Consider the following 17,584-nt stretch of genomic DNA (forward strand, 5'->3'; position numbering starts at 1 on the left):
TCGTTGTCGGGGCATGCGTCGGATCCTCGGAGCCCTGGTCGTGTCGCTTCTGGCGGTCGTGGGGCTCGCGGCCCCCGCCGTCGCCGTACCCGTCCCGCTGCCGACGAACCCGTTCGGCGAGCCGACCGGGGCCAACGACTGGTCGTGCCAGCCGAGCGCCGAGCGCCCCACGCCGGTGGTGATCGTGCACGGCACCTTCGGCGACCGGAAGAGCCTGCTCGACAACCTCTCGGCCGCGCTGGTGGGCGAGGGGTACTGCGTCTACTCGCTCGACTACGGCAACCGCGGCACCGGCGACATCCGCGCCTCGGCCCGTGAGCTGAAGCGGTTCGTCGGCCGCGTGCTGGACGCCACCGGCGCCGAGCGGGTCTCGATGGTCGGCCACTCGCAGGGCGGCATGATGCCGCGCTACTACATCAGGTTCCTCGGCGGCGCGGCCTACGTCGACGACCTGATCGGGCTCTCGCCGTCCAACCACGGCACCACGATTGCGGGCGACGGCTCCGGCATCGGCCTCCTGTGCACCTCGTGCGGCCAGCAGGCCGCGGGCTCGCCGTTCCTCACCCGGCTCAACGCCGGCGACGAGACGCCCGGCAAGGTGAGCTACACCCAGATCACCACGCGGTACGACGAGGTCGTGGTGCCCTACACCTCCGCGTTCCTCGACGAGGGGCCGCGGACCACCAACGTCGTCGTCCAGGACTCCTGCCCGGCCGACCCGGCCGAGCACGTGTTCATCCCGATGAGCCCGACCGCGATCCAGTGGGTCCTGAACGCCCTCGGCCGCCCCGGCGCGGCCGATCCGGCGTTCATGCCCACCTGCGCTCCCTGAGCGCCCGCGCGAACGGCGGCCAGGCCGGCAGGCGGGGGGCCAGCGTCGCTTGGAAGGCGTGGTAGACGTCCGGCTTCCCGGCCCAGGTGTCCCCGGCGGGGCGGTTGTCCGGCCCCAGCTCGTGGCGCCAGGACCCGAGCTCGCGGTCGACGAGGTGGCGCTCGGCGTACGCCCACCAGTGCTCGTGGCAGACGGCGTACATCGGGTCGCCGGTCGCCCGGAGCAGGGTGGCCGCGGCGGCGAGCGCCTCGGCGACCACCCAGTGCATCCGCTGGCGTACGACGGGCGTCCCGTCCCAGTCGACGGTGTAGACGAAGCCCGCCGCGCCGTCGACGGCCCAGCCCTCGCGGACGCCGGCGTCGAAGAGCGCCCGCGCGTCGTCCAGCATCCACGCCGGGGCGTCCGCGCCGAGCGCCGCGCGCAGCGACAGCGTCAGCCGGCTCCACTCGAACCAGTGGCCGATCGTCGCGCCGTAGGGCCGGAAGGGGTGGGCCGGGTCGTCGTGGTTGTAGGAGGGGATCGGGCGCCACTCGTCGTCGAAGTGCTCGGGGATCCGCCACCTGTGCGAGCGCGCGAAGCCGTGCACGACCCGGGTGAGGATCCGCTCGGCCCGCTCCAGGTCGCCGACCGCGAGCAGCGCCTCGACGGTGTGCATGTTGGCGTTCACGCCGCGGTAGCCGTCGAGCCTGGTCCACGCCCGGTCCCACTCCTCGACGACCATGCCGGCGTCCTCGTCCCAGAACCGCCGGTCCAGCACGTCCAGCGCGTCCGCCAGCAGCTCCTCGGCGCCCGGGCGGCCGGCGACCGCAGCCGAGGAGGCGGCGAGCACCACGAACGCGTGCTCGTAGGCCGTCTTCGCCCGCGTCACCGGCCCGTCCGGGCCGACCGCCACCCACCAACCACCGTGCTCGTGGTCGCGCAGCCGGCCGCCCAGCGAGGCGATGCCGTGGTCGACGAGCGCGGCGGCGTACGGCCGGCCCATCAGGTGCGCCAGCGCGAAGACGTGCGTCATCCGGCAGGAGATCCACAGCTCCACCGGCCGGTCCAGCTCGGGCCGGCCGTCCTCGGAGAGCCAGGCGAAGCCGCCGTCGGGGTGCACCGACGCCCGGGCGAACCGCAGCAGCCGCTCGCCCTCCGCCTCCAGGTCCACGGCGCCAGCCTAGGGCGGGCCCGACGGCCGGGCCAGGTAGCGGTAGGCGTGGTGCGTGGTGAAGCCGAGCTGCTCATACAGCGCAATCGCGGGGGCGTTGTCGCCGAGCACCTGGAGGTACGCCGTGGTCGCTCCGCGCTCCGCGCCCCACTCCAGCAGCGCCGCCATCACGGCGAGCCCGAGACCCCGGCGGCGGTACGCCGGGGCGACCTCGATGCTCCGGAAGCCGATCCAGTCGTCGGCGTACGCCGCCACGCCGCTCGCCCGGTCGCCGATCCGGACCGTGACGACGTCGCCCCGCTCGTCGTACTCCTCGGGTGGTCGAGCCTGCTCCGCCGGTGGTCGAGCTTGTCGAGACCCCAGTCCCCGACGCGCGGCCGCAACCCCGCCGATCTGGAACAGCGTGTCCGCGTCGCCGCTCTCGGGGACCCACCCGTGGGCGCGGAACAGCGCGTCCTCATCGGAGCCGCGCAGCACCGCCGCGATCGGCCGGCCGCCGCGGCCGGCGTAGAACGCGACCACCCGGTCGTAGTCGCCGGCGACCCCGGACGGGCCCATCGCGAGCACGGAGTTGGCGCGGCGCGCGGTCGAGGTGGGGGAGTGGCGCAGCGTCCAGCCGCCGAGCGGCTCGGTCTCCAGGTCCGGCCAGAGCGCGAGGGCGCGGCGCTGGGCCTCGCCGGGGGTGACGCGGTGCCGGGTCGGCGGGCGCGGTGGCACGGGCTTGCCGGAGACGATGTCGGCGGTCGCGATCGCCAGCGTCGTGCCGTCCTCCGCCTGCAGCACGCAGGTGCCGTCGGCCCACGACAGGCACACGCCGAGGGCGTCGGTCATGGCCGGCCCGCCGCTCGGGCCGGTCTCGCCGCGCAGGACGCGGCGCACCACGATCCGCCGGCCCACGACGTGGGGGCCGAGCATGTGCTGGTGGACTGCCTGGTTCACATACTGGGGGTCTGCCGACTCGGACACCCCCGGGATACTAGGCTGTGGCCGAGCACCTGCTCTCGTGAGTACCAGGAGGATTCGGTGACCTACGTCATCTCCCAGCCGTGCGTCGACCTCAAGGACCGGGCCTGCGTGGACGAGTGTCCCGTCGACTGCATCTACGAGGGCAAGCGGATGCTCTATATCCACCCCGACGAGTGCGTCGACTGCGGTGCGTGCGAGCCGGTCTGCCCGGTCGAGGCGATCTTCTACGAGGACGACGTGCCGGAGCAGTGGAAGGACTACTACGACGCCAACGTCCACTTCTTCGACGACCTCGGCTCGCCGGGCGGGGCCGCCAAGATGGGCGAGATCGACCACGATCACGCGATGATCGCCGAGCTGCCGCCGCAGAACCAGGACCACTGAAGACCCCCGTCTCCGGGCGACTCCCGGACTTCCCCTGGGACCACCTGCTCGAGTACGCCGAGCGGGCCCGGTCGCACCCCGACGGCATCGTCGACCTCTCGGTCGGCACCCCGGTCGACCCCACCCCTCCGCTCGTGCAGGAGGCGCTGCGGGGTGCCGCGGACTCGCCCGGCTACCCGCTGACGATCGGCCGGGCGGAGACCCGGCAGGCCGCGATCGACTGGCTGGAGCGCCGCCACGGGGTCACCGGCCTGTCCCTCGGCGCGGTGCTGCCGGTGATCGGCTCCAAGGAGCTGATCGCCTCGCTGCCGGGCCATCTGGGAGTCGGCCCGGGCGACCTGGTCGCCTGTCCCGAGCTCGCCTACCCGACGTACGAGGTCGGCGCGGTGCTCGCCGGGGCCCGCGCGGTCGCCACCGACTCGCTGACCTCCCTCGGCCCCGAGGTCCCGGCGCTGCTCTGGCTGAACTCGCCGTCGAACCCCACCGGCCGCGTGCTGCCCGTCGAGCACCTGCGCAAGGTCGTGGACTGGTGCCGTGAGCGCGGCACGATCCTGGTCTCCGACGAGTGCTACCTCGAGTGCGCGTGGGAGGCCGAGCCGCTCTCGGTGCTGCACCCCTCGGTCTGCGGGTCCTCGCACGACGGCATCCTCGCGGTGCACTCGCTGTCGAAGCGCTCCAACCTGGCGGGCTACCGCTGCGCCTTCGTCGCCGGAGACCCCTCCCTCGTCGGCGAGCTGCTCGCCGTCCGCAAGAACCTCGGCCTGCAGATGCCCGGCCCGCAGCAGGTCGCGATGGCGGCCGCGCTCGCCGACGACGCCCACGCGGTCGAGCAGCACGCCCGGTACGCCGTCCGCCGCGCTCGCCTGCGCGATGCCCTGGTGGCTGCGGGGTTCCGCATCGACCACTCGGAGGCGTCGCTCTACCTCTGGGCCACGGATGGCGAGGACTGCTGGGACACCGTCTCCCGGCTCGCCGGCCGCGGCATCCTGGTCGCCCCCGGCTCGTTCTACGGCCGCGCCGGCAACCGGCATGTCCGGGTCGCCTTCACCGCCACCGACGAGCGGGTCGACGCGGCGGTCGGTCGTCTCGCGGGCTGAGGTAGGCGGGACGACGACCGTCCTTGGCCTCGAGTGTCAGTTGGCGTGCAGGGCGGCGTTCAGCGCGACGCCGTCGCTCCGCCACGGGACCGCCTCGATCGCGCCGGTGACCGAGTTGCGGCGGAACAGCACGTTGCTCGCACCGGAGAGCTCGAGCGCCTTGACGACCTTCGGCTTGCCGTCCATGTCCGAGACGGTGACCTTGGTGCCGGCGGTGACATAGCAGCCGGCCTCGACGACGCAGTCGTCGCCGAGGGAGATGCCGATGCCGGCGTTCGCGCCGAGCAGGCAGCGCCGCCCGATCGAGACCACCTCCTTGCCGCCGCCGGAGAGCGTGCCCATGATCGACGCGCCGCCGCCGACGTCCGAGCCGTCGCCGACCACGACGCCGGCGGAGATCCGGCCCTCCACCATCGAGGCGCCGAGCGTGCCGGCGTTGTAGTTGACGAAGCCCTCGTGCATGACGGTGGTGCCCTCGGCGAGGTGCGCGCCGAGGCGGACCCGGTCGCCGTCGGCGATCCGGACGCCCGACGGCAGCACGTAGTCGACCATCCGCGGGAACTTGTCGACGCCGAAGACCGTGACGTGCCGGCCGTTCGCGCGCAGCCTCGCGCGGACCGTCTCGAAGCCTTCGACCGCGCACGGCCCGGCGCTGGTCCACACGACGTTGGTGAGCAGCCCGAAGACGCCGTCCATGCTGACCGAGTGGGGGGTGACCAGCCGCGAGGAGAGCAGGTGCAGGCGCAGCCAGACGTCCTCGGTGGTGGCGGGGGCCGCCTGGAGGTCCGCGACCTCGACCAGCAGCACGTCGCGGGTCACGCCGCGGTCGGTGTCGGTGCCCTGGAGCGCGCTCAGCTCCGACGGCGGTACGGCGTCCGACGGCCTCTCACCCAGCGCGGGCTCGGGGAACCACACGTCGAGCACGGTGCCGTTGCCGTCGATGCTCGCGAGCCCGAATCCCCATGCCTGTTCCGTCACGGCAGTACACCCTAGTGGGCGGGGTACGGCGGAAGTGGCCCAGGTAGTCGCGCAGGACGGCCTCCTCGCCGCGCAGCATCTCATCGGTCATGGCGCCATTGTCGGTGGTCGTGGGCACGATGGCGCCATCCCGCTCTCGGGTCCAGAATGGAAGGAGCGCGAATGTGCGTGCGAACCGAGGAGACATCTTGTCCGTCAGGCATGAGGAGCCGCTGCGCCGGGTGCGCATGTCGTGGGAGGAGTTCCTCGAGCTGCCGCACCCGCCCAAGGCGGAGTGGGTCAACGGGGAGGTCGTGATCGACATGGCGCCCGTCGTCTTCTCCCACGGCGATGCCGTGGGCCGACTCCTCGTCCTGCTCGCCCCGCTGTTCCCGGACCACTTCCTCGTCACCGAGGTCGGCCTCCGGCTTCCCCGCAACCGGCTTCGCGCACCCGATCTCATGATGGTGGCCGACCGGCCGGACGGCGATTGGGTGACGGCAACACCTGCGCTGGTGGCCGAGGTGCTCTCGTCGTCGACGCGCTCGGAGGACACCGTCCGCAAGTCGATGGAGTACGCCGCGGGCGGCGTCGGGCAGTACTGGGTGGTCGACCCCGAGCTGAGGGCCATCGACCTGTGGCACAACGTCGAGGGTGAGTGGGAGCTGCTCGCCCGGGTCGACGACGATCACCCGGCGGCCGAGGTCGAGCTCGCGGGGGTCACGGTCCCGATCGACCTGCGCCAGATCCTGCGCGCCTGAGCCGAGTCGAATCCGATTGGCGGGTCGCCGAGCCCACGCCGTACGCTCTGTGCACAGGCGTCTGAGCCGTCATCAGCGGCGAGCCTCCGGAAGAACGGTCTCGACCAGCTCGACTGGCGAGACCTACTAGAACCGGACGGGTAGGCCCGTCACAGCCGGCAACGAGTGGCGGTCTCGACAAGCTCGACCAGCGGGGCCGCAAGCAGGGTGGTACCGCGGCAGAGATGTCGTCCCTGCGGTGAAGCAGACCGACACCGCAGGAGGGCCGACGATGACCTACCCGAAGAACGACTCCGGCAGCGCGCCCTCGAGCCTCACCCAGAATCCAAGCTTCCCGGAGATCGAGGAGCGCGTCCTCGAGTTCTGGGAGGCCGACGGCACCTTCCAGGCCAGCATCGACCAACGCGACGCGGGGGAGAACGGCGAGAACGAGTTCGTCTTCTACGACGGCCCGCCGTTCGCCAACGGCCTGCCGCACTACGGCCACCTGCTCACCGGCTACGTCAAGGACCTGATCCCGCGCTACCAGACCATGCGTGGCCGGCGGGTCGAGCGCCGCTTCGGCTGGGACACCCACGGGCTGCCGGCCGAGCTGGAGGCGATGCGGCAGAAGGGCATCAAGACCACCGACGAGATCCTCGAGCTCGGCATCGAGACGTTCAACGACGCCTGCCGGTCCTCGGTGCTGATGTACACCGACGAGTGGCGCGAGTACGTCACCCGCCAGGCGCGCTGGGTCGACTTCGACCACGACTACAAGACGATGAACCCCGACTACATGGAGTCGGTGATCTGGGCCTTCAAGCAGCTCCACGAGAAGGGCTGGATCTACGAGGGCTTCCGGGTGCTGCCCTACTGCTGGAACGACGAGACCCCGCTGTCCAACCACGAGCTGCGGATGGACGACGACGTCTACCAGAGCCGGCAGGACCCCGCGGTCACCGTCGGCTTCGACATCACCACGCCTGGCCCACTCCAGGGCGCGAAGCTGCTCGTCTGGACGACCACGCCGTGGACGCTGCCGAGCAACCTGGCGGTGATGGTCGGCGAGGACATCGAGTACGTCGTGGTGGCGGCTCCGTCCGACTCCGGGGCGGGCGCGCGGTACGTCCTCGCGGCGGCCCGGCTGGCGGCGTACGCCCGCGAGCTCGGGGTCTCGACGGGCTCGACCACCGAGTTCGAGGTCACCTGGCGCGGGCCGGGCAGGGATCTGGTCGGGCTGACCTACACCCCGCCGTTCTCCTACTACCTCGGCCACGAGCGGGCGTTCGTCGTCGTGGCCGCGGAGTTCGTGACGACCACGGACGGCACCGGCCTGGTGCACACCGCCGGGGCGTTCGGCGAGGACGACAAGGTCGTCACCGACCGCGCGGGCATCGAGGCGGTGATGCCGGTGGGCAAGGACGGCCGGTTCACCCACCCGGTCGTCGACTACGAGGGGATGCAGGTCTTCGACGCGAACCTGCACATCATCGACGACCTCAAGGCCACGACCGGCTCGGTGACCCCCGGGACGGTGCTGCTGCGGCGCGAGACCTACGACCACAGCTACCCGCACTGCTGGCGCTGCCGCGAGCCGCTGATCTACAAGGGCGTCTCGTCGTGGTTCGTCGAGGTGACCGCGTTCAAGCAGCGGATGCTCGAGCTCAACCAGCAGATCAACTGGGTGCCCGACCACATCCGCGACGGCCAGTTCGGCCGCTGGCTGGAGAACGCCCGCGACTGGTCGATCACCCGCAACCGGTTCTGGGGCAGCCCGGTCCCGGTGTGGAAGAGCGACGACCCGGCGTACCCGCGCCTGGACGTCTACGGCTCCTTCGCGGAGCTCGAGCGCGACTTCGGCCGGCTGCCGCGCAACAGGGACGGCGAGCCCGACCTGCACCGGCCCTACGTCGACGACCTGGTGCGCCCCAATCCCGACGACCCGACCGGTCGATCGACGATGCGCCGCGTGCCCGACGTACTGGACGTGTGGTTCGACTCCGGCTCGATGTCGTTCGCGCAGGTCCATGTGCCCTTCGAGAACTCCGACTGGTTCCAGCATCACTTCCCGGCCGACTTCATCGTCGAGTACATCGGCCAGACCCGCGGCTGGTTCTACACGCTGCACATCCTGGCCAGCGGCATCTTCGACAAGCCGGCGTTCGAGAACTGCATCAGCCACGGGATCGTGCTCGGCTCCGACGGCAACAAGATGTCGAAGTCGCTGCGCAACTACCCCGACGTGCGCGAGGTCTTCGACCGCGACGGCGCCGACGCGATGCGCTGGTTCCTCATGTCCTCGCCGATCCTGCGCGGCGGCAACCTGATCGTCACCGAGCAGGGCATCCGCGACTCGGTGCGGCAGGTGCTGATCCCGCTCTGGAACAGCTGGTACTTCTTCCAGCTCTACGCCAACGCCGCCGAGGACGGGCAGGGGTACGACGCTCGGTCCTCGACGGCGTCCACGGACCCGCTGGACCGCTACCTGCTGGCCAAGTGCCACGACTTCGTCGCCGAGATGACCGAGGCGCTGGACGGGTACGCCGTCGCGGACGCGTGCGACGCCACGCGCTCCTTCCTCGACGTGCTGACCAACTGGTACATCCGCCGCTCGCGCGACCGCTTCTGGGGCGACAACCCGGCCGCCTTCGACACGCTCTACACGGTGCTCGAGGTCGTCTGCCGCGCCACCGCGCCGCTGCTTCCGCTCGTCACCGAGGAGGTCTGGCGCGGGCTGACCGGTGGCCGTTCGGTCCACCTCGCCGACTACCCCCGCGAGGAGGACCTGCCGCTGGACCAGGCGCTGGTGCGCCGGATGGACAAGGTGCGTGAGGTCTGCTCGGCGACCTCCGCGCTGCGCAAGGCCCGGCACCTGCGCAACCGGCTCCCGCTCGCTCGGTTGACCGTCGTCGGCGCGGACCTCGGCGGCTTCGAGGACCTGGTCGCGGACGAGGTCAACGTCAAGGAGGTGCGGCTGCTGCCCGCGGACTCACCGGAGGCGGGGTCGTACGGCGTCTCGCAGCGCCTCACCGTGAACGCGCGCGTCGCCGGCCCGCGCCTGGGCCGTGACGTGCAGAAGGCGATCGTCGCCGCGAAGGTGGGCGACTGGGAGGTACGCCGCAACGGCGACGTCGTCTCGGGTGGGTTCCTCCTCGAGGAGGGTGAGTACGCGCTCGAGACCGTCGCCGGCGCGGCCGACGACTCCGTGGCCGTCGGGATGCTGCGCGGCGGCGGCTTCGTCGTGCTCGACATCGAGGTCACGCCTGAGCTCGCCGCGGAGGGCCTGGCCCGCGACCTGGTCCGCCAGGTCCAGCAGGCCCGCCGCGCCGCCGGCCTGGACGTCTCCGACCGGATCGCCCTGAGGATCGGCGGCTCGGCGGAGGTCGTCGCGGCGGCCACGACCCACCGCGACCTGATCACCGCCGAGACCCTCGCGACGTCGTACGACGTCGTCCTCGCCGACGGTGCGGAGGATGCCGAGCCGACCGTCACCGTCACCAAGGTGTGATGCCGACTCGGCGCAACTTGCCCGCTGTGAGGGGTCGACTCGGCGCGTCTTGCCCGGCAGGTGAGCAAGATACGCCGACTCGGCGCACTGGGCTGGGCAAGATGCGCCGACTCGGCATCCCCTCAGGTGGGGGCGAGGCCGAGACGGGTGGCGAGTCGGTCGAGGGAGGCGAGCACCTCGTCGGGGGACTTGTCGGGCACGCCCCAGATGAGCTCGGTGGCGCCCTGCTCGGCCCAGGCCATCAGGTCCTCGGGGTTCGGCTTGAAGGCGATCAGGATCCGGATCTCCGGCGCGCCGTCGCGGCCGGCGTCGGCCCATGCCTTCTTCAGCGCCTCGATGTTCGCGGAGATGTCGGCCTGGGTCGGGGTGGTCATCCAGCCGTCGGCGTTCTCGGCGATCCAGCGGAACGTCTGGGGCCCGCCGCCCGCGCCGATGATGAGCGGGATGTGCGCGGCCGGCTTCGGGTAGGCCCAGGACGGCCCGAACGACACGAACTCCCCGTCGTACGCCGCCTCCTCCTGTGTCCAGAGGGCGCGCATCGCCTCGACGTACTCCCGTAGCACGGTACGGCGCTTGCCCGCGGGGACGTGGTGGTCGGCGAGCTCGTCGGTGTTCCAGCCGAAGCCCGCGCCGATCTCGACTCGACCGCCCGAGAGGTGGTCGAGAGTCGCGATCTGCTTGGCGAGCGTGATCGGGTCGGACTCCACCGGCAGCGCGACGGCGGTCGACAGCTTGATCCGCGAGGTGACCGCGGCGACGGTCGCGAGCGAGACCCAGGGGTCGAGGGTGCGCAGGTAGCGGTCGTCGGGGAGGGTCTCGTCGCCGGTGCCCGGGTGGGCGGCGGTCCGCTTGACCGGGATGTGGGTGTGCTCGGGCACGTAGAACGTGTCGAAGCCCCGCTCCTCGGCGGCCTTGCCGAGGGCGGCCGGCGTGATCCCGCGGTCGGAGGTGAACAGGACGAGACCATGGTGCATCTTCCAATACTAGAACAAGTTCTAATTCTCGGGAACCCGGGACCGGCGCCAGCCGGGCCCACCAGCCCGGCTGGTTGGATGGGGCCATGCAGTTGGACCTGACCGCCGATGCCGTCACGCTCACCGAGCAGCTGGTGAACATCGAGTCGGTCAGCCGCCACGAGCAGGCGATCGCGGATGCCGTCGAGGCCGCGCTGGCGGCGTACCCCCACCTCACGGTGAGCCGGCACGGCCACACCGTGGTCGCGCGCACCGACCTCGGCCGCGGCGAGCGGGTCGTGATCGCCGGCCACCTCGACACCGTGCCGGTCAACGACAACCTCCCCGCGCGCCGCCAAGAGACGGCGGAGGGGGGATTGCTGCACGGCCTGGGCGCCTGCGACATGAAGGGCGGCGACGCGGTGATCCTGCGGCTCGCCGCGACACTGCCCGAGCCCAACCGCGACGTCACCTACATCCTCTACGAGGCCGAGGAGGTCGAGGCGCGGTACAACGGCCTCCACCTCCTCTCGCAGAGTCGACCGGAGCTGATGGCGGCCGACTTCGCGATCCTCATGGAGCCGTCGAACGCCGTCGTCGAGGCCGGCTGCCAGGGCACGCTGCGCGCCGAAGTGCGTACGACGGGGGAGCGGGCCCACTCCGCGCGCAGCTGGCGCGGGGTGAACGCGATCCACGGCGCCGCCGAGGTGCTCCGCCGGCTCACCGAGTACGACGCCCGGCGGCCCGTCATCGACGGGCTGGAGTACCACGAGGGGCTGAACGCGGTCGCCATCCGCGGGGGAGTGGCCGGCAACGTGCTGCCCGACGAGTGCGTGGTAGAGGTGAACTTCCGGTTCGCGCCCGACCGGTCGGAGGCCGAGGCGGAGGCGTTCGTGCGCGATCTCTTCGACGGGTTCGAGGTGACGCTCACCGACTCGGCACCGGGCGCGCTGCCCGGGCTGGACGTGCCCGCGGCCAAGGCGTTCGTCGAGGCCGTCGGCGGCGAGGTCAACCCGAAGTTCGGCTGGACCGACGTGGCCCGCTTCACCGGCCTCGGCGTCCCGGCCGTCAACTTCGGCCCGGGCGACCCGATGCTCGCCCACAAGCAGGAGGAGCACGTGCCCGTGGAGCACATCGAGCGCTGCGAGGCGCAGCTCGTGAGGTGGCTGAGCGCATGAGAGCCAAGTTCAAGGGCCCGATCGTCCAGCGCCGCGACCAGGTCGACCCCGGCACCACCGACCAGCGGCTGCTGGACTCCCGCGGCCCGAGCGACTGGGTGCACACCGATCCGTGGCGAGTGCTGCGGATGCAGGCCGAGCTGGTCGAGGGCTTCGGCGCGCTGGCCGAGCTCGGCCCGGCGATCGCCGTGTTCGGCTCGGCGCGGCTCGGCGCCGACCATCCGTCGTACGCCGTCGCGGAGACGCTCGGGCGCCGACTCGTCGAGGAGGGCTTCGCGGTCATCACCGGCGGCGGGCCCGGCGCCATGGAGGGCGCGAACAAGGGCGCCAGCGAGGCGGGCGGGGTCAGCGTCGGCCTCGGCATCGAGCTGCCGTGGGAGTCCGGCCTCAACGACTGGGTCGACGTCGGCGTGCACTTCCGCTACTTCTTCGCCCGCAAGACGATGTTCGTGAAGTACTCCCAGGGCTTCGTCGTGCTGCCCGGCGGCCTCGGCACCCTCGACGAGCTGTTCGAGGCCGCCACGCTCGCGCAGACCGGCAAGATCACCAGCTTCCCGATCGTGCTGCTCGGCTCGGCGTACTGGTCCGGCATGGTCGGCTGGCTGCGCGACACCGCACTGGCCGAGGGCACGATCGGCCAGGGCGACGTCGACCGGCTCGTCGTCACCGACGACGTCGAGGAGGCCGTCGCGCTGATGGTCGCGGCCCGGGAGGCCGACGCCTCGTGATGTGGCTCTTCGCGATCCTGATCGTGCTCGCCCTCGGCGGCGTCGCGGTCGTGGCGGCCGGGCGCGGCGCGCCGCTCGTCGAGGTGTACGACGACCGGCCCGATGCCGAGGTGCCCGCCGACGGTCCGCTGCGGGCCGACGACCTGCGGCGGGTGCGCTTCTCGCTGGCCCTCCGGGGCTACCGGATGTCGGAGGTGGACGCCCTGCTCGACCGGCTCGCGACCCAGCTCGAGGAGCGGGCCGAGGGCGGTCCCGAGGGTGGCGCTCGTGGCGAGGACCGCTCCGGGTAGGGCACACTCCGCACCATGCCGAGCTCCGTGACGACCGAGGTCGTCGTCTACGTCCTCACCGCGCTGGCCGCGGTCGTGGTGCTGCTGACCCGGCTGCGGCTCGGCCGTGGCGGCGGCGCCGGCCGGCTCCAGATGGGCAAGGGGCTCCTCAACGTGCACACGGTCGCCGGCGTGGCCGCGCTCGGCACCTGGGTCGCGTTCCTCGTCCTCGGCAACGAGCTGGTCGGGATCATCGCCCTCGCGCTCTGGTGGGTCGTGGTCGTCGCCGGCCTCGGCATCCTGGTGCGCTGGCTGCCGAGCCGCGGCAGGCACGCGTCGGCGGGCCAGGAGGACCGTTGGTCGGCGGGGCCGGGCCTCTCGATCCTCGCCCACGTCGGCATGCTGGTCGGCGTCGGCGTCTTCACGTGGGCCTACCTCAACTCCGCGGTCTGACCGGCTTTATGCGTCTCGGGGCCCTGCTCGTCACCATCGCCCTGGCCGCCGGCCTGCTCGCCGCCGTGCCGGGTACGGCCGAGGCCCGGCGGCCGCCGGCGGACCGCCCGGCCGTCATCGAGAAGCGGATCATCGGCCGGACCGTCGGTGGCCGGCCGATCCCGGCGTACCACCTCGGGCAGAGCGGCTACCCGAGGGTCGTGCTCATCGCGACCATGCACGGCGACGAGTCGCGGACCCGGCTGATCCTCCGCTCGCTGCGCGACGGCAGGCCGATCCGCCGGCTGAACCTGTGGGTGGTGCCGGTCTACAACCCCGACGGCCTGGCTCGCGGCACCCGCAAGAACGTCCGCGGGGTGGACCTCAACCGCAACTACCCCTACCGCTGGGCCGACCTGGACGGCGACTACGAGTCCGGGCCGCGGCCGGGGTCGGAGCCGGAGACCCGGGCGATGATGCGGTTCCTGCGCGACGTGCGGCCGCGCTGGCTGATCAGCTTCCACCAGCCGCTCTACGGCGTGGACACCGACACCAAGAGCCCGCGGTTCTCCCGGCGGGTGGCGCGCCACCTGAACCTGCCGCGCAAGTCGTTCACCTGCGGCGGGGTCTGCCGCGGCACCATGACCGGCTGGTACAACGCCAACTTCACGGGCGTCGCGATCACCGTCGAGTACGGCGGCCGGCCGCCCCGGCGGCTGATGACGAAGACCGCGCCCCGGCAGGTCCTCGGCATCTGGGACGCGTTCCGCCGCTGAGATCCTGGCCGGGTGGGTGGGCCGTGTGGGTGGGCCGTGTCGGTGGGCCGTGTCGGTGGGATAGTCCCTGACGTTTGGGCCCCTGATCCGGCCGTGGAAGGGCCCAAACGTCAGGGACTATCCCGCTAGCGCCCCTCGAAGACCGGCTTCTCCTTCGCCACGAAGGCGGCGACGGCGGCCAGGTGGTCGGCGGTGGCGCCGGTCTTCTGCATCATCGCGCTCTCGAGGGCCACGGACTCCTCGAAGGTGTGCCCGGCGGCGTACGCCACCGACTGGCGGATCGCGCCGAGCGCGACGGTCGGGCCGGCGGCGAGCCGGGTGGCGACGGCGGCGACCTCGTCGGCGAGTCGGTCGGCCGGCACGACCTGGGTGGCCAGGCCCAGCTCGTGGGCCTCGTCGGCGGTGATCGTGCTCGGGAAGTACAAGAGCTCGAGCGCCTTGGCCGGGCCGACCAGTCGCTGCAGCGTGTAGCTGGCGCCGGTGTCGCAGGAGAGCCCGACGTTCGCGAACGCGAGGTTGAAGCCGGCGGTGTCGGCCACGATCCGCAGGTCGCAGGCGAAGGCCAGGCTCGCGCCGGCACCGGCCGCGACGCCGTTCACGGCCGCGATCACGGGCTTGGCCATGCCGGCCAGCGCGGTGACGGTCGGGTTGTAATGCCGGTCGACGGTCGTGAACAGCGCGTCGCTGCCGCCGTTCTCGAGCAGGTCGACGTGCTCCTTGAGGTCCTGGCCGGTGCAGAACGCCTTGCCGCTGCCGGTCAGCACCACGCAGCGCACGGCCGGGTCCGCGGCGACTCGCCGCACGGTCTCGAGCAGCAGCTCCTTGGTGGCGATGTCGAGGCTGTTGTAGGCCTCCGGGCGGTTCAGGGTGATGGTGCCGACGCCGTCGGCGACCTCCAGCAGGACGGGGCTACTCATGCCCGCATGATGTCAGGCGCCCAGACAGGACGCGACGAAGCGGTCGGCGCCGGGCTTGAGCCGGGTGGCCTCGGTCGCGAACAGCGCGGCCGCGGCCCGGCCCGGCCAGTCGTCGGGCAGGAGTACGCCGGGCAGGCCGGGGTCGGCGAAGAGGAACTTCCGCCACTCGTGCACGAGGTGGAAGCGGGCCGCGAACGCCGCCTCGTCCTCGTCGTCGTGGGCCGCCAGGTGCCGCCCGACCAGCTGCTCCGCGCCGTCCATCCAGCCGGAGTACGCCGCCCGCAGCCCGTCGAGGTCCCAGGCGTCGAGCGGGTCGGGGTCGAACCGGTCGGCGCGGGCGGTGCGCGCGGTCGCGCCGGCGCGCTCCAGGATCGAGGCGAGCTCGGCCCGGGGGAACGGGCTGACCCAGACGTGATCGGCGAGCTCGGCGTACCCGACGAACGCGAGGTCGGCCCGCAGCCGGCTGCGGCCGGACCGATCGGCGGGCGGGTCGACGAACGCGAGGTGCCAGTGGCCGTCCCAGGCCGGCAGGCCGCGGCGGTAGATCCGGTTCGAGGTCTCGTCGAGGCGGCGGTTGGCGCGGTCGGTGGTGCGGTAGCCGCGGCCGCCCCCGAGCTGCACCGGCTCGAGCCAGCCCTGCATCACCATCCGCGAGATCGCGGTGCGGACGGCGGGCGCCGCGATGCCGACGGGGTCGAGCATCCGCACCACGGCGGCGACCGGCGCCTGGCCGCCGCGCGGGCGCAGATGGTCGCCGTACACGTCGAACAGCGCGGAGCGGGCCTGCATGGAGCGAGTCTGCCAGCGACCGCCCCCGGCCGTTCGCCCACAGCGTTCCCACCTGTGCTCCGCGTCGCCGGTTCATGGGGGATAATGGCCGAGGCGTACGGCGCGCAGGAGTCGCTCGGAGAGCTCCTGGCCCTCGACACAGAGCAAAGGAAGGTGCGCGGATGGCGGCGATGAAGCCGCGGACGGGCGACGGTCCGCTGGAGGTCACCAAGGAGGGTCGCGGCATCGTGATGCGCGTCCCGCTCGAAGGCGGCGGCCGCCTGGTTGTCGAGCTCAACGCCGAGGAGGCCGGCGCTCTCGGAGATGCCCTCAAGGACGTCGTCGGCTGACCCCGGTTGACCACGTGCCCGAGACCCCCCGCCTGACCCTCCCCCCGCAGGTCTCGCCGCCGGAGTTCGCTCTGAGCGCGGCGCTGCCGCACGCCGTCCTCGGCGCCGAGGTCGCGGCGGTCCCGGTGCTGCCCGGGGAGTCCGACGGCGCCCCGGTCGTCCTCGGTCCCGGTGGGGCGGAGCTCGCCGACCTGCTCGGCATCGACCTGCTCGCCGTCCTCGAGCTGGACCGCGCGACCGGCACGGCCGGCGACGTCACCACCGTCCCCGTGCCGCTCGGGGGCCCGGAGAACGCCGACCTCCGGCTCGTGCTGCTCGTCGGCGTCGGCGCCCAGCGTCCCGACGACCTCCGGCGCGCGGGCGCGGCGCTCGCCCGGGCGGCCCGCGACCGGGCCTCGGTCGCGACGTCGATCCCGGCGGTCGCGCCCGACGACGGCATCGAGGCGTTCGTGGTCGGCGCGATGCTCGGCTCGTTCGCCTTCCAGTGGCGCTCGGCCGCGCCGGAGCACCGGCCGGTCGGGCGGATCGTGCTGTCCGGCGTACCCGACGCGCTCGCGCCGCTGCTGGAGCGCGCGATCGCGATCGGCGGCGCGGGCTGGCGCTCGCGGCTGCTGTGCACGGTCCCCTCGAACCTGAAGAACCCCGCCTGGCTGGCCGCCCAGGCCGAGCAGCTCGCGGCCGAGGCGGGCCTGTTGGTCGCCGTCCGCGACGAGGTCTGGCTCGCCGAGCACGGCTTCGGCGGCATGATCGGCGTCGGCCGGGCGTCGGTGTCGCCGCCGCGGCTGATCCGCCTCGACTACGCCCCCCGCCGGACCGGTCGCCGGGCGGGCCGCAGGACGCCGACGGTCGCGCTCGTCGGCAAGGGCATCACCTTCGACACCGGCGGCCTCTCGCTCAAACCGGGCGAGGCGATGGCCAACATGAAGCGCGACATGACCGGCGGCGCCGTCGTCATGGCGACGATGGCCGCGCTGGCCGCGGTCGGCTGCCCCGTGCGGGTCGTCGGCCTCGTGGCCGCGGCCGAGAACGCCGTCGGCGGCAACGCGCTGCGGCCCGGCGACGTGGTCCGCCACCACGGCGGCCGGACGTCCGAGATCACCAACACCGACGCCGAGGGCCGGCTGGTGCTCGCCGACGCGATGGCGTACGCCGTGCGCGAGATCGAGCCCGACGTGGTCGTCGACGTGGCCACCCTGACCGGCGCGATGAGGGTCGCGCTGGGGCCGGGGATCGGCGGCTTCTTCGCCAACCGCGACGCCCTGGCCGACGCCCTCCGCGCCGCCTCGGTCGAGGCGGGCGAGCCGCTGTGGCGCTTCCCGCTGGCCGACGCCTACGAGGGCAAGCTGCACTCCCACGTCGCCGACGCGGACAACGCCCCCAGCGGCCCGGGCGCGATCACCGCGGCGCTGTTCCTCCAGCACTTCGTGGGCGACCTGCCCTGGGCGCACCTCGACGTCGCGTCGGCCGGCGACACCGCCGAGGACTCCTTCGAGTGGACCACCGGCCCGAGTGGCTTCGGCGCCCGCGCGCTGCTGCACTGGCTCGGCTCCGAGGACCCGCTCGCGGGTCTCTGACC

The 17,584-nt window shown here is 72.7% G+C and carries 18 protein-coding genes; 12 read left to right on the forward strand and 6 right to left on the reverse strand.

What is annotated here, in order from left to right; all coding sequences use genetic code 11:
* Window positions 1–13 precede the first annotated feature (13 nt).
* A complete protein-coding gene (locus ACYVKX_RS14300; RefSeq protein WP_460833523.1) occupies window positions 14–832 on the forward strand; it encodes an esterase/lipase family protein in 819 nt (272 codons plus the stop codon).
* Here the strand turns inward: ACYVKX_RS14300 and ACYVKX_RS14305 are convergent.
* Together ACYVKX_RS14305 and ACYVKX_RS14310 are read right to left on the reverse strand one after the other, a co-directional pair.
* Window positions 810–1,982: an AGE family epimerase/isomerase gene (locus ACYVKX_RS14305; RefSeq protein WP_460833525.1), complete on the reverse strand. Its 1,173-nt coding sequence runs from the start codon at window positions 1,980–1,982 to the stop codon at window positions 810–812. The two genes, ACYVKX_RS14300 and ACYVKX_RS14305, sit on opposite strands and share 23 nt — an antisense overlap.
* 9 nt (window positions 1,983–1,991) lie before the next feature.
* On the reverse strand, window positions 1,992–2,921 hold the full coding sequence (locus ACYVKX_RS14310; RefSeq protein ID WP_460833528.1) for a GNAT family N-acetyltransferase: 930 nt from the start codon (window positions 2,919–2,921) through the stop codon (window positions 1,992–1,994).
* 84 nt (window positions 2,922–3,005) lie between these two features.
* On the opposite strand from ACYVKX_RS14310, the gene fdxA reads away from it, so the two are divergent.
* Complete coding sequence (fdxA, locus tag ACYVKX_RS14315) at window positions 3,006–3,332, forward strand: ferredoxin (RefSeq protein WP_460833531.1); 327 nt, start codon at window positions 3,006–3,008, stop codon at window positions 3,330–3,332.
* A complete protein-coding gene (gene dapC, locus ACYVKX_RS14320) occupies window positions 3,329–4,429 on the forward strand; it encodes a succinyldiaminopimelate transaminase (protein ID WP_460833761.1) in 1,101 nt (366 codons plus the stop codon). The genes fdxA and dapC overlap by 4 nt, the downstream gene beginning before the upstream one ends.
* Window positions 4,430–4,465: 36 nt before the next feature.
* On the opposite strand, the gene dapD is transcribed toward dapC, so the two are convergent.
* Window positions 4,466–5,407: a 2,3,4,5-tetrahydropyridine-2,6-dicarboxylate N-succinyltransferase gene (gene dapD, locus ACYVKX_RS14325; protein WP_460833534.1), complete on the reverse strand. Its 942-nt coding sequence runs from the start codon at window positions 5,405–5,407 to the stop codon at window positions 4,466–4,468.
* A 188-nt stretch (window positions 5,408–5,595) separates the two neighbouring features.
* Between dapD and ACYVKX_RS14330 the strand changes: the two genes are divergently transcribed.
* Both ACYVKX_RS14330 and ileS read left to right on the forward strand, forming a co-directional pair.
* Entirely contained in the window at window positions 5,596–6,147 is a 552-nt protein-coding gene (locus ACYVKX_RS14330; RefSeq protein ID WP_460833536.1) for a Uma2 family endonuclease, read from the forward strand.
* Window positions 6,148–6,418: 271 nt separating this feature from the next.
* Complete coding sequence (gene ileS / locus ACYVKX_RS14335; RefSeq protein WP_460833538.1) at window positions 6,419–9,637, forward strand: isoleucine--tRNA ligase; 3,219 nt, start codon at window positions 6,419–6,421, stop codon at window positions 9,635–9,637.
* Window positions 9,638–9,759: 122 nt separating this feature from the next.
* Here the strand turns inward: ileS and ACYVKX_RS14340 are convergent, their stop codons facing one another.
* A complete protein-coding gene (locus ACYVKX_RS14340) occupies window positions 9,760–10,611 on the reverse strand; it encodes an LLM class F420-dependent oxidoreductase (RefSeq protein ID WP_460833540.1) in 852 nt (283 codons plus the stop codon).
* Window positions 10,612–10,697: 86 nt separating this feature from the next.
* On the opposite strand from ACYVKX_RS14340, the gene dapE reads away from it, so the two are divergent.
* The 5 genes from dapE to ACYVKX_RS14365 are packed head-to-tail and all read left to right on the forward strand — an operon-like array spanning window position 10,698 to window position 13,973.
* Complete coding sequence (gene dapE, locus ACYVKX_RS14345; protein ID WP_460833542.1) at window positions 10,698–11,768, forward strand: succinyl-diaminopimelate desuccinylase; 1,071 nt, start codon at window positions 10,698–10,700, stop codon at window positions 11,766–11,768.
* Entirely contained in the window at window positions 11,765–12,496 is a 732-nt protein-coding gene (locus tag ACYVKX_RS14350) for an LOG family protein (RefSeq protein WP_460833544.1), read from the forward strand. Before dapE ends, ACYVKX_RS14350 begins: the two co-directional genes overlap by 4 nt.
* Window positions 12,496–12,786 carry a DivIVA domain-containing protein gene (locus ACYVKX_RS14355; RefSeq protein ID WP_460833765.1) on the forward strand — a complete coding sequence of 97 codons (291 nt, stop codon included), beginning with the start codon at window positions 12,496–12,498 and terminating at the stop codon, window positions 12,784–12,786. The genes ACYVKX_RS14350 and ACYVKX_RS14355 overlap by 1 nt, the downstream gene beginning before the upstream one ends.
* A gap of 15 nt (window positions 12,787–12,801) precedes the next feature.
* Window positions 12,802–13,218 carry a hypothetical protein gene (locus ACYVKX_RS14360; protein ID WP_460833547.1) on the forward strand — a complete coding sequence of 139 codons (417 nt, stop codon included), beginning with the start codon at window positions 12,802–12,804 and terminating at the stop codon, window positions 13,216–13,218.
* An 8-nt stretch (window positions 13,219–13,226) separates the two neighbouring features.
* A complete protein-coding gene (locus ACYVKX_RS14365; protein ID WP_460833550.1) occupies window positions 13,227–13,973 on the forward strand; it encodes a M14 family zinc carboxypeptidase in 747 nt (248 codons plus the stop codon).
* A gap of 125 nt (window positions 13,974–14,098) precedes the next feature.
* On the opposite strand, the gene ACYVKX_RS14370 is transcribed toward ACYVKX_RS14365, so the two are convergent.
* Window positions 14,099–14,890, reverse strand: a complete 792-nt coding sequence (locus ACYVKX_RS14370) for an enoyl-CoA hydratase/isomerase family protein (RefSeq protein WP_460833554.1) — start codon at window positions 14,888–14,890, stop codon at window positions 14,099–14,101.
* A gap of 12 nt (window positions 14,891–14,902) precedes the next feature.
* Window positions 14,903–15,679 carry a PaaX family transcriptional regulator gene (locus ACYVKX_RS14375; protein ID WP_460833557.1) on the reverse strand — a complete coding sequence of 259 codons (777 nt, stop codon included), beginning with the start codon at window positions 15,677–15,679 and terminating at the stop codon, window positions 14,903–14,905.
* 161 nt (window positions 15,680–15,840) lie between these two features.
* On the opposite strand from ACYVKX_RS14375, the gene ACYVKX_RS14380 reads away from it, so the two are divergent.
* Both ACYVKX_RS14380 and ACYVKX_RS14385 read left to right on the forward strand, forming a co-directional pair.
* The gene (locus ACYVKX_RS14380) at window positions 15,841–16,008 is read left to right on the forward strand and encodes a DUF3117 domain-containing protein (protein WP_082574674.1); all 168 of its coding nucleotides are present in this window, start codon (window positions 15,841–15,843) and stop codon (window positions 16,006–16,008) included.
* A gap of 14 nt (window positions 16,009–16,022) precedes the next feature.
* Window positions 16,023–17,582, forward strand: a complete 1,560-nt coding sequence (locus ACYVKX_RS14385) for a leucyl aminopeptidase family protein (RefSeq protein WP_460833560.1) — start codon at window positions 16,023–16,025, stop codon at window positions 17,580–17,582.
* Window positions 17,583–17,584: the final 2 nt, after the last annotated feature.

It is taken from the genome of Nocardioides hungaricus (assembly GCF_054782915.1).

What these genes read in the sequence shown, in the direction of transcription:
- ACYVKX_RS14300 (WP_460833523.1), top strand. Translation starts at nt 14, where the DNA reads ATGCGTCGGATCCTCGGAGCCCTGGTCGTGTCGCTTCTGGCGGTCGTG.
- ileS (WP_460833538.1), top strand. Translation starts at nt 6,419, where the DNA reads ATGACCTACCCGAAGAACGACTCCGGCAGCGCGCCCTCGAGCCTCACC.
- ACYVKX_RS14340 (WP_460833540.1), bottom strand. Translation starts at nt 10,611, where the DNA reads ATGCACCATGGTCTCGTCCTGTTCACCTCCGACCGCGGGATCACGCCG.
- dapE (WP_460833542.1), top strand. Translation starts at nt 10,698, where the DNA reads ATGCAGTTGGACCTGACCGCCGATGCCGTCACGCTCACCGAGCAGCTG.
- ACYVKX_RS14350 (WP_460833544.1), top strand. Translation starts at nt 11,765, where the DNA reads ATGAGAGCCAAGTTCAAGGGCCCGATCGTCCAGCGCCGCGACCAGGTC.
- ACYVKX_RS14355 (WP_460833765.1), top strand. Translation starts at nt 12,496, where the DNA reads ATGTGGCTCTTCGCGATCCTGATCGTGCTCGCCCTCGGCGGCGTCGCG.
- ACYVKX_RS14360 (WP_460833547.1), top strand. Translation starts at nt 12,802, where the DNA reads ATGCCGAGCTCCGTGACGACCGAGGTCGTCGTCTACGTCCTCACCGCG.
- ACYVKX_RS14365 (WP_460833550.1), top strand. Translation starts at nt 13,227, where the DNA reads ATGCGTCTCGGGGCCCTGCTCGTCACCATCGCCCTGGCCGCCGGCCTG.
- ACYVKX_RS14370 (WP_460833554.1), bottom strand. Translation starts at nt 14,890, where the DNA reads ATGAGTAGCCCCGTCCTGCTGGAGGTCGCCGACGGCGTCGGCACCATC.
- ACYVKX_RS14375 (WP_460833557.1), bottom strand. Translation starts at nt 15,679, where the DNA reads ATGCAGGCCCGCTCCGCGCTGTTCGACGTGTACGGCGACCATCTGCGC.
- ACYVKX_RS14380 (WP_082574674.1), top strand. Translation starts at nt 15,841, where the DNA reads ATGGCGGCGATGAAGCCGCGGACGGGCGACGGTCCGCTGGAGGTCACC.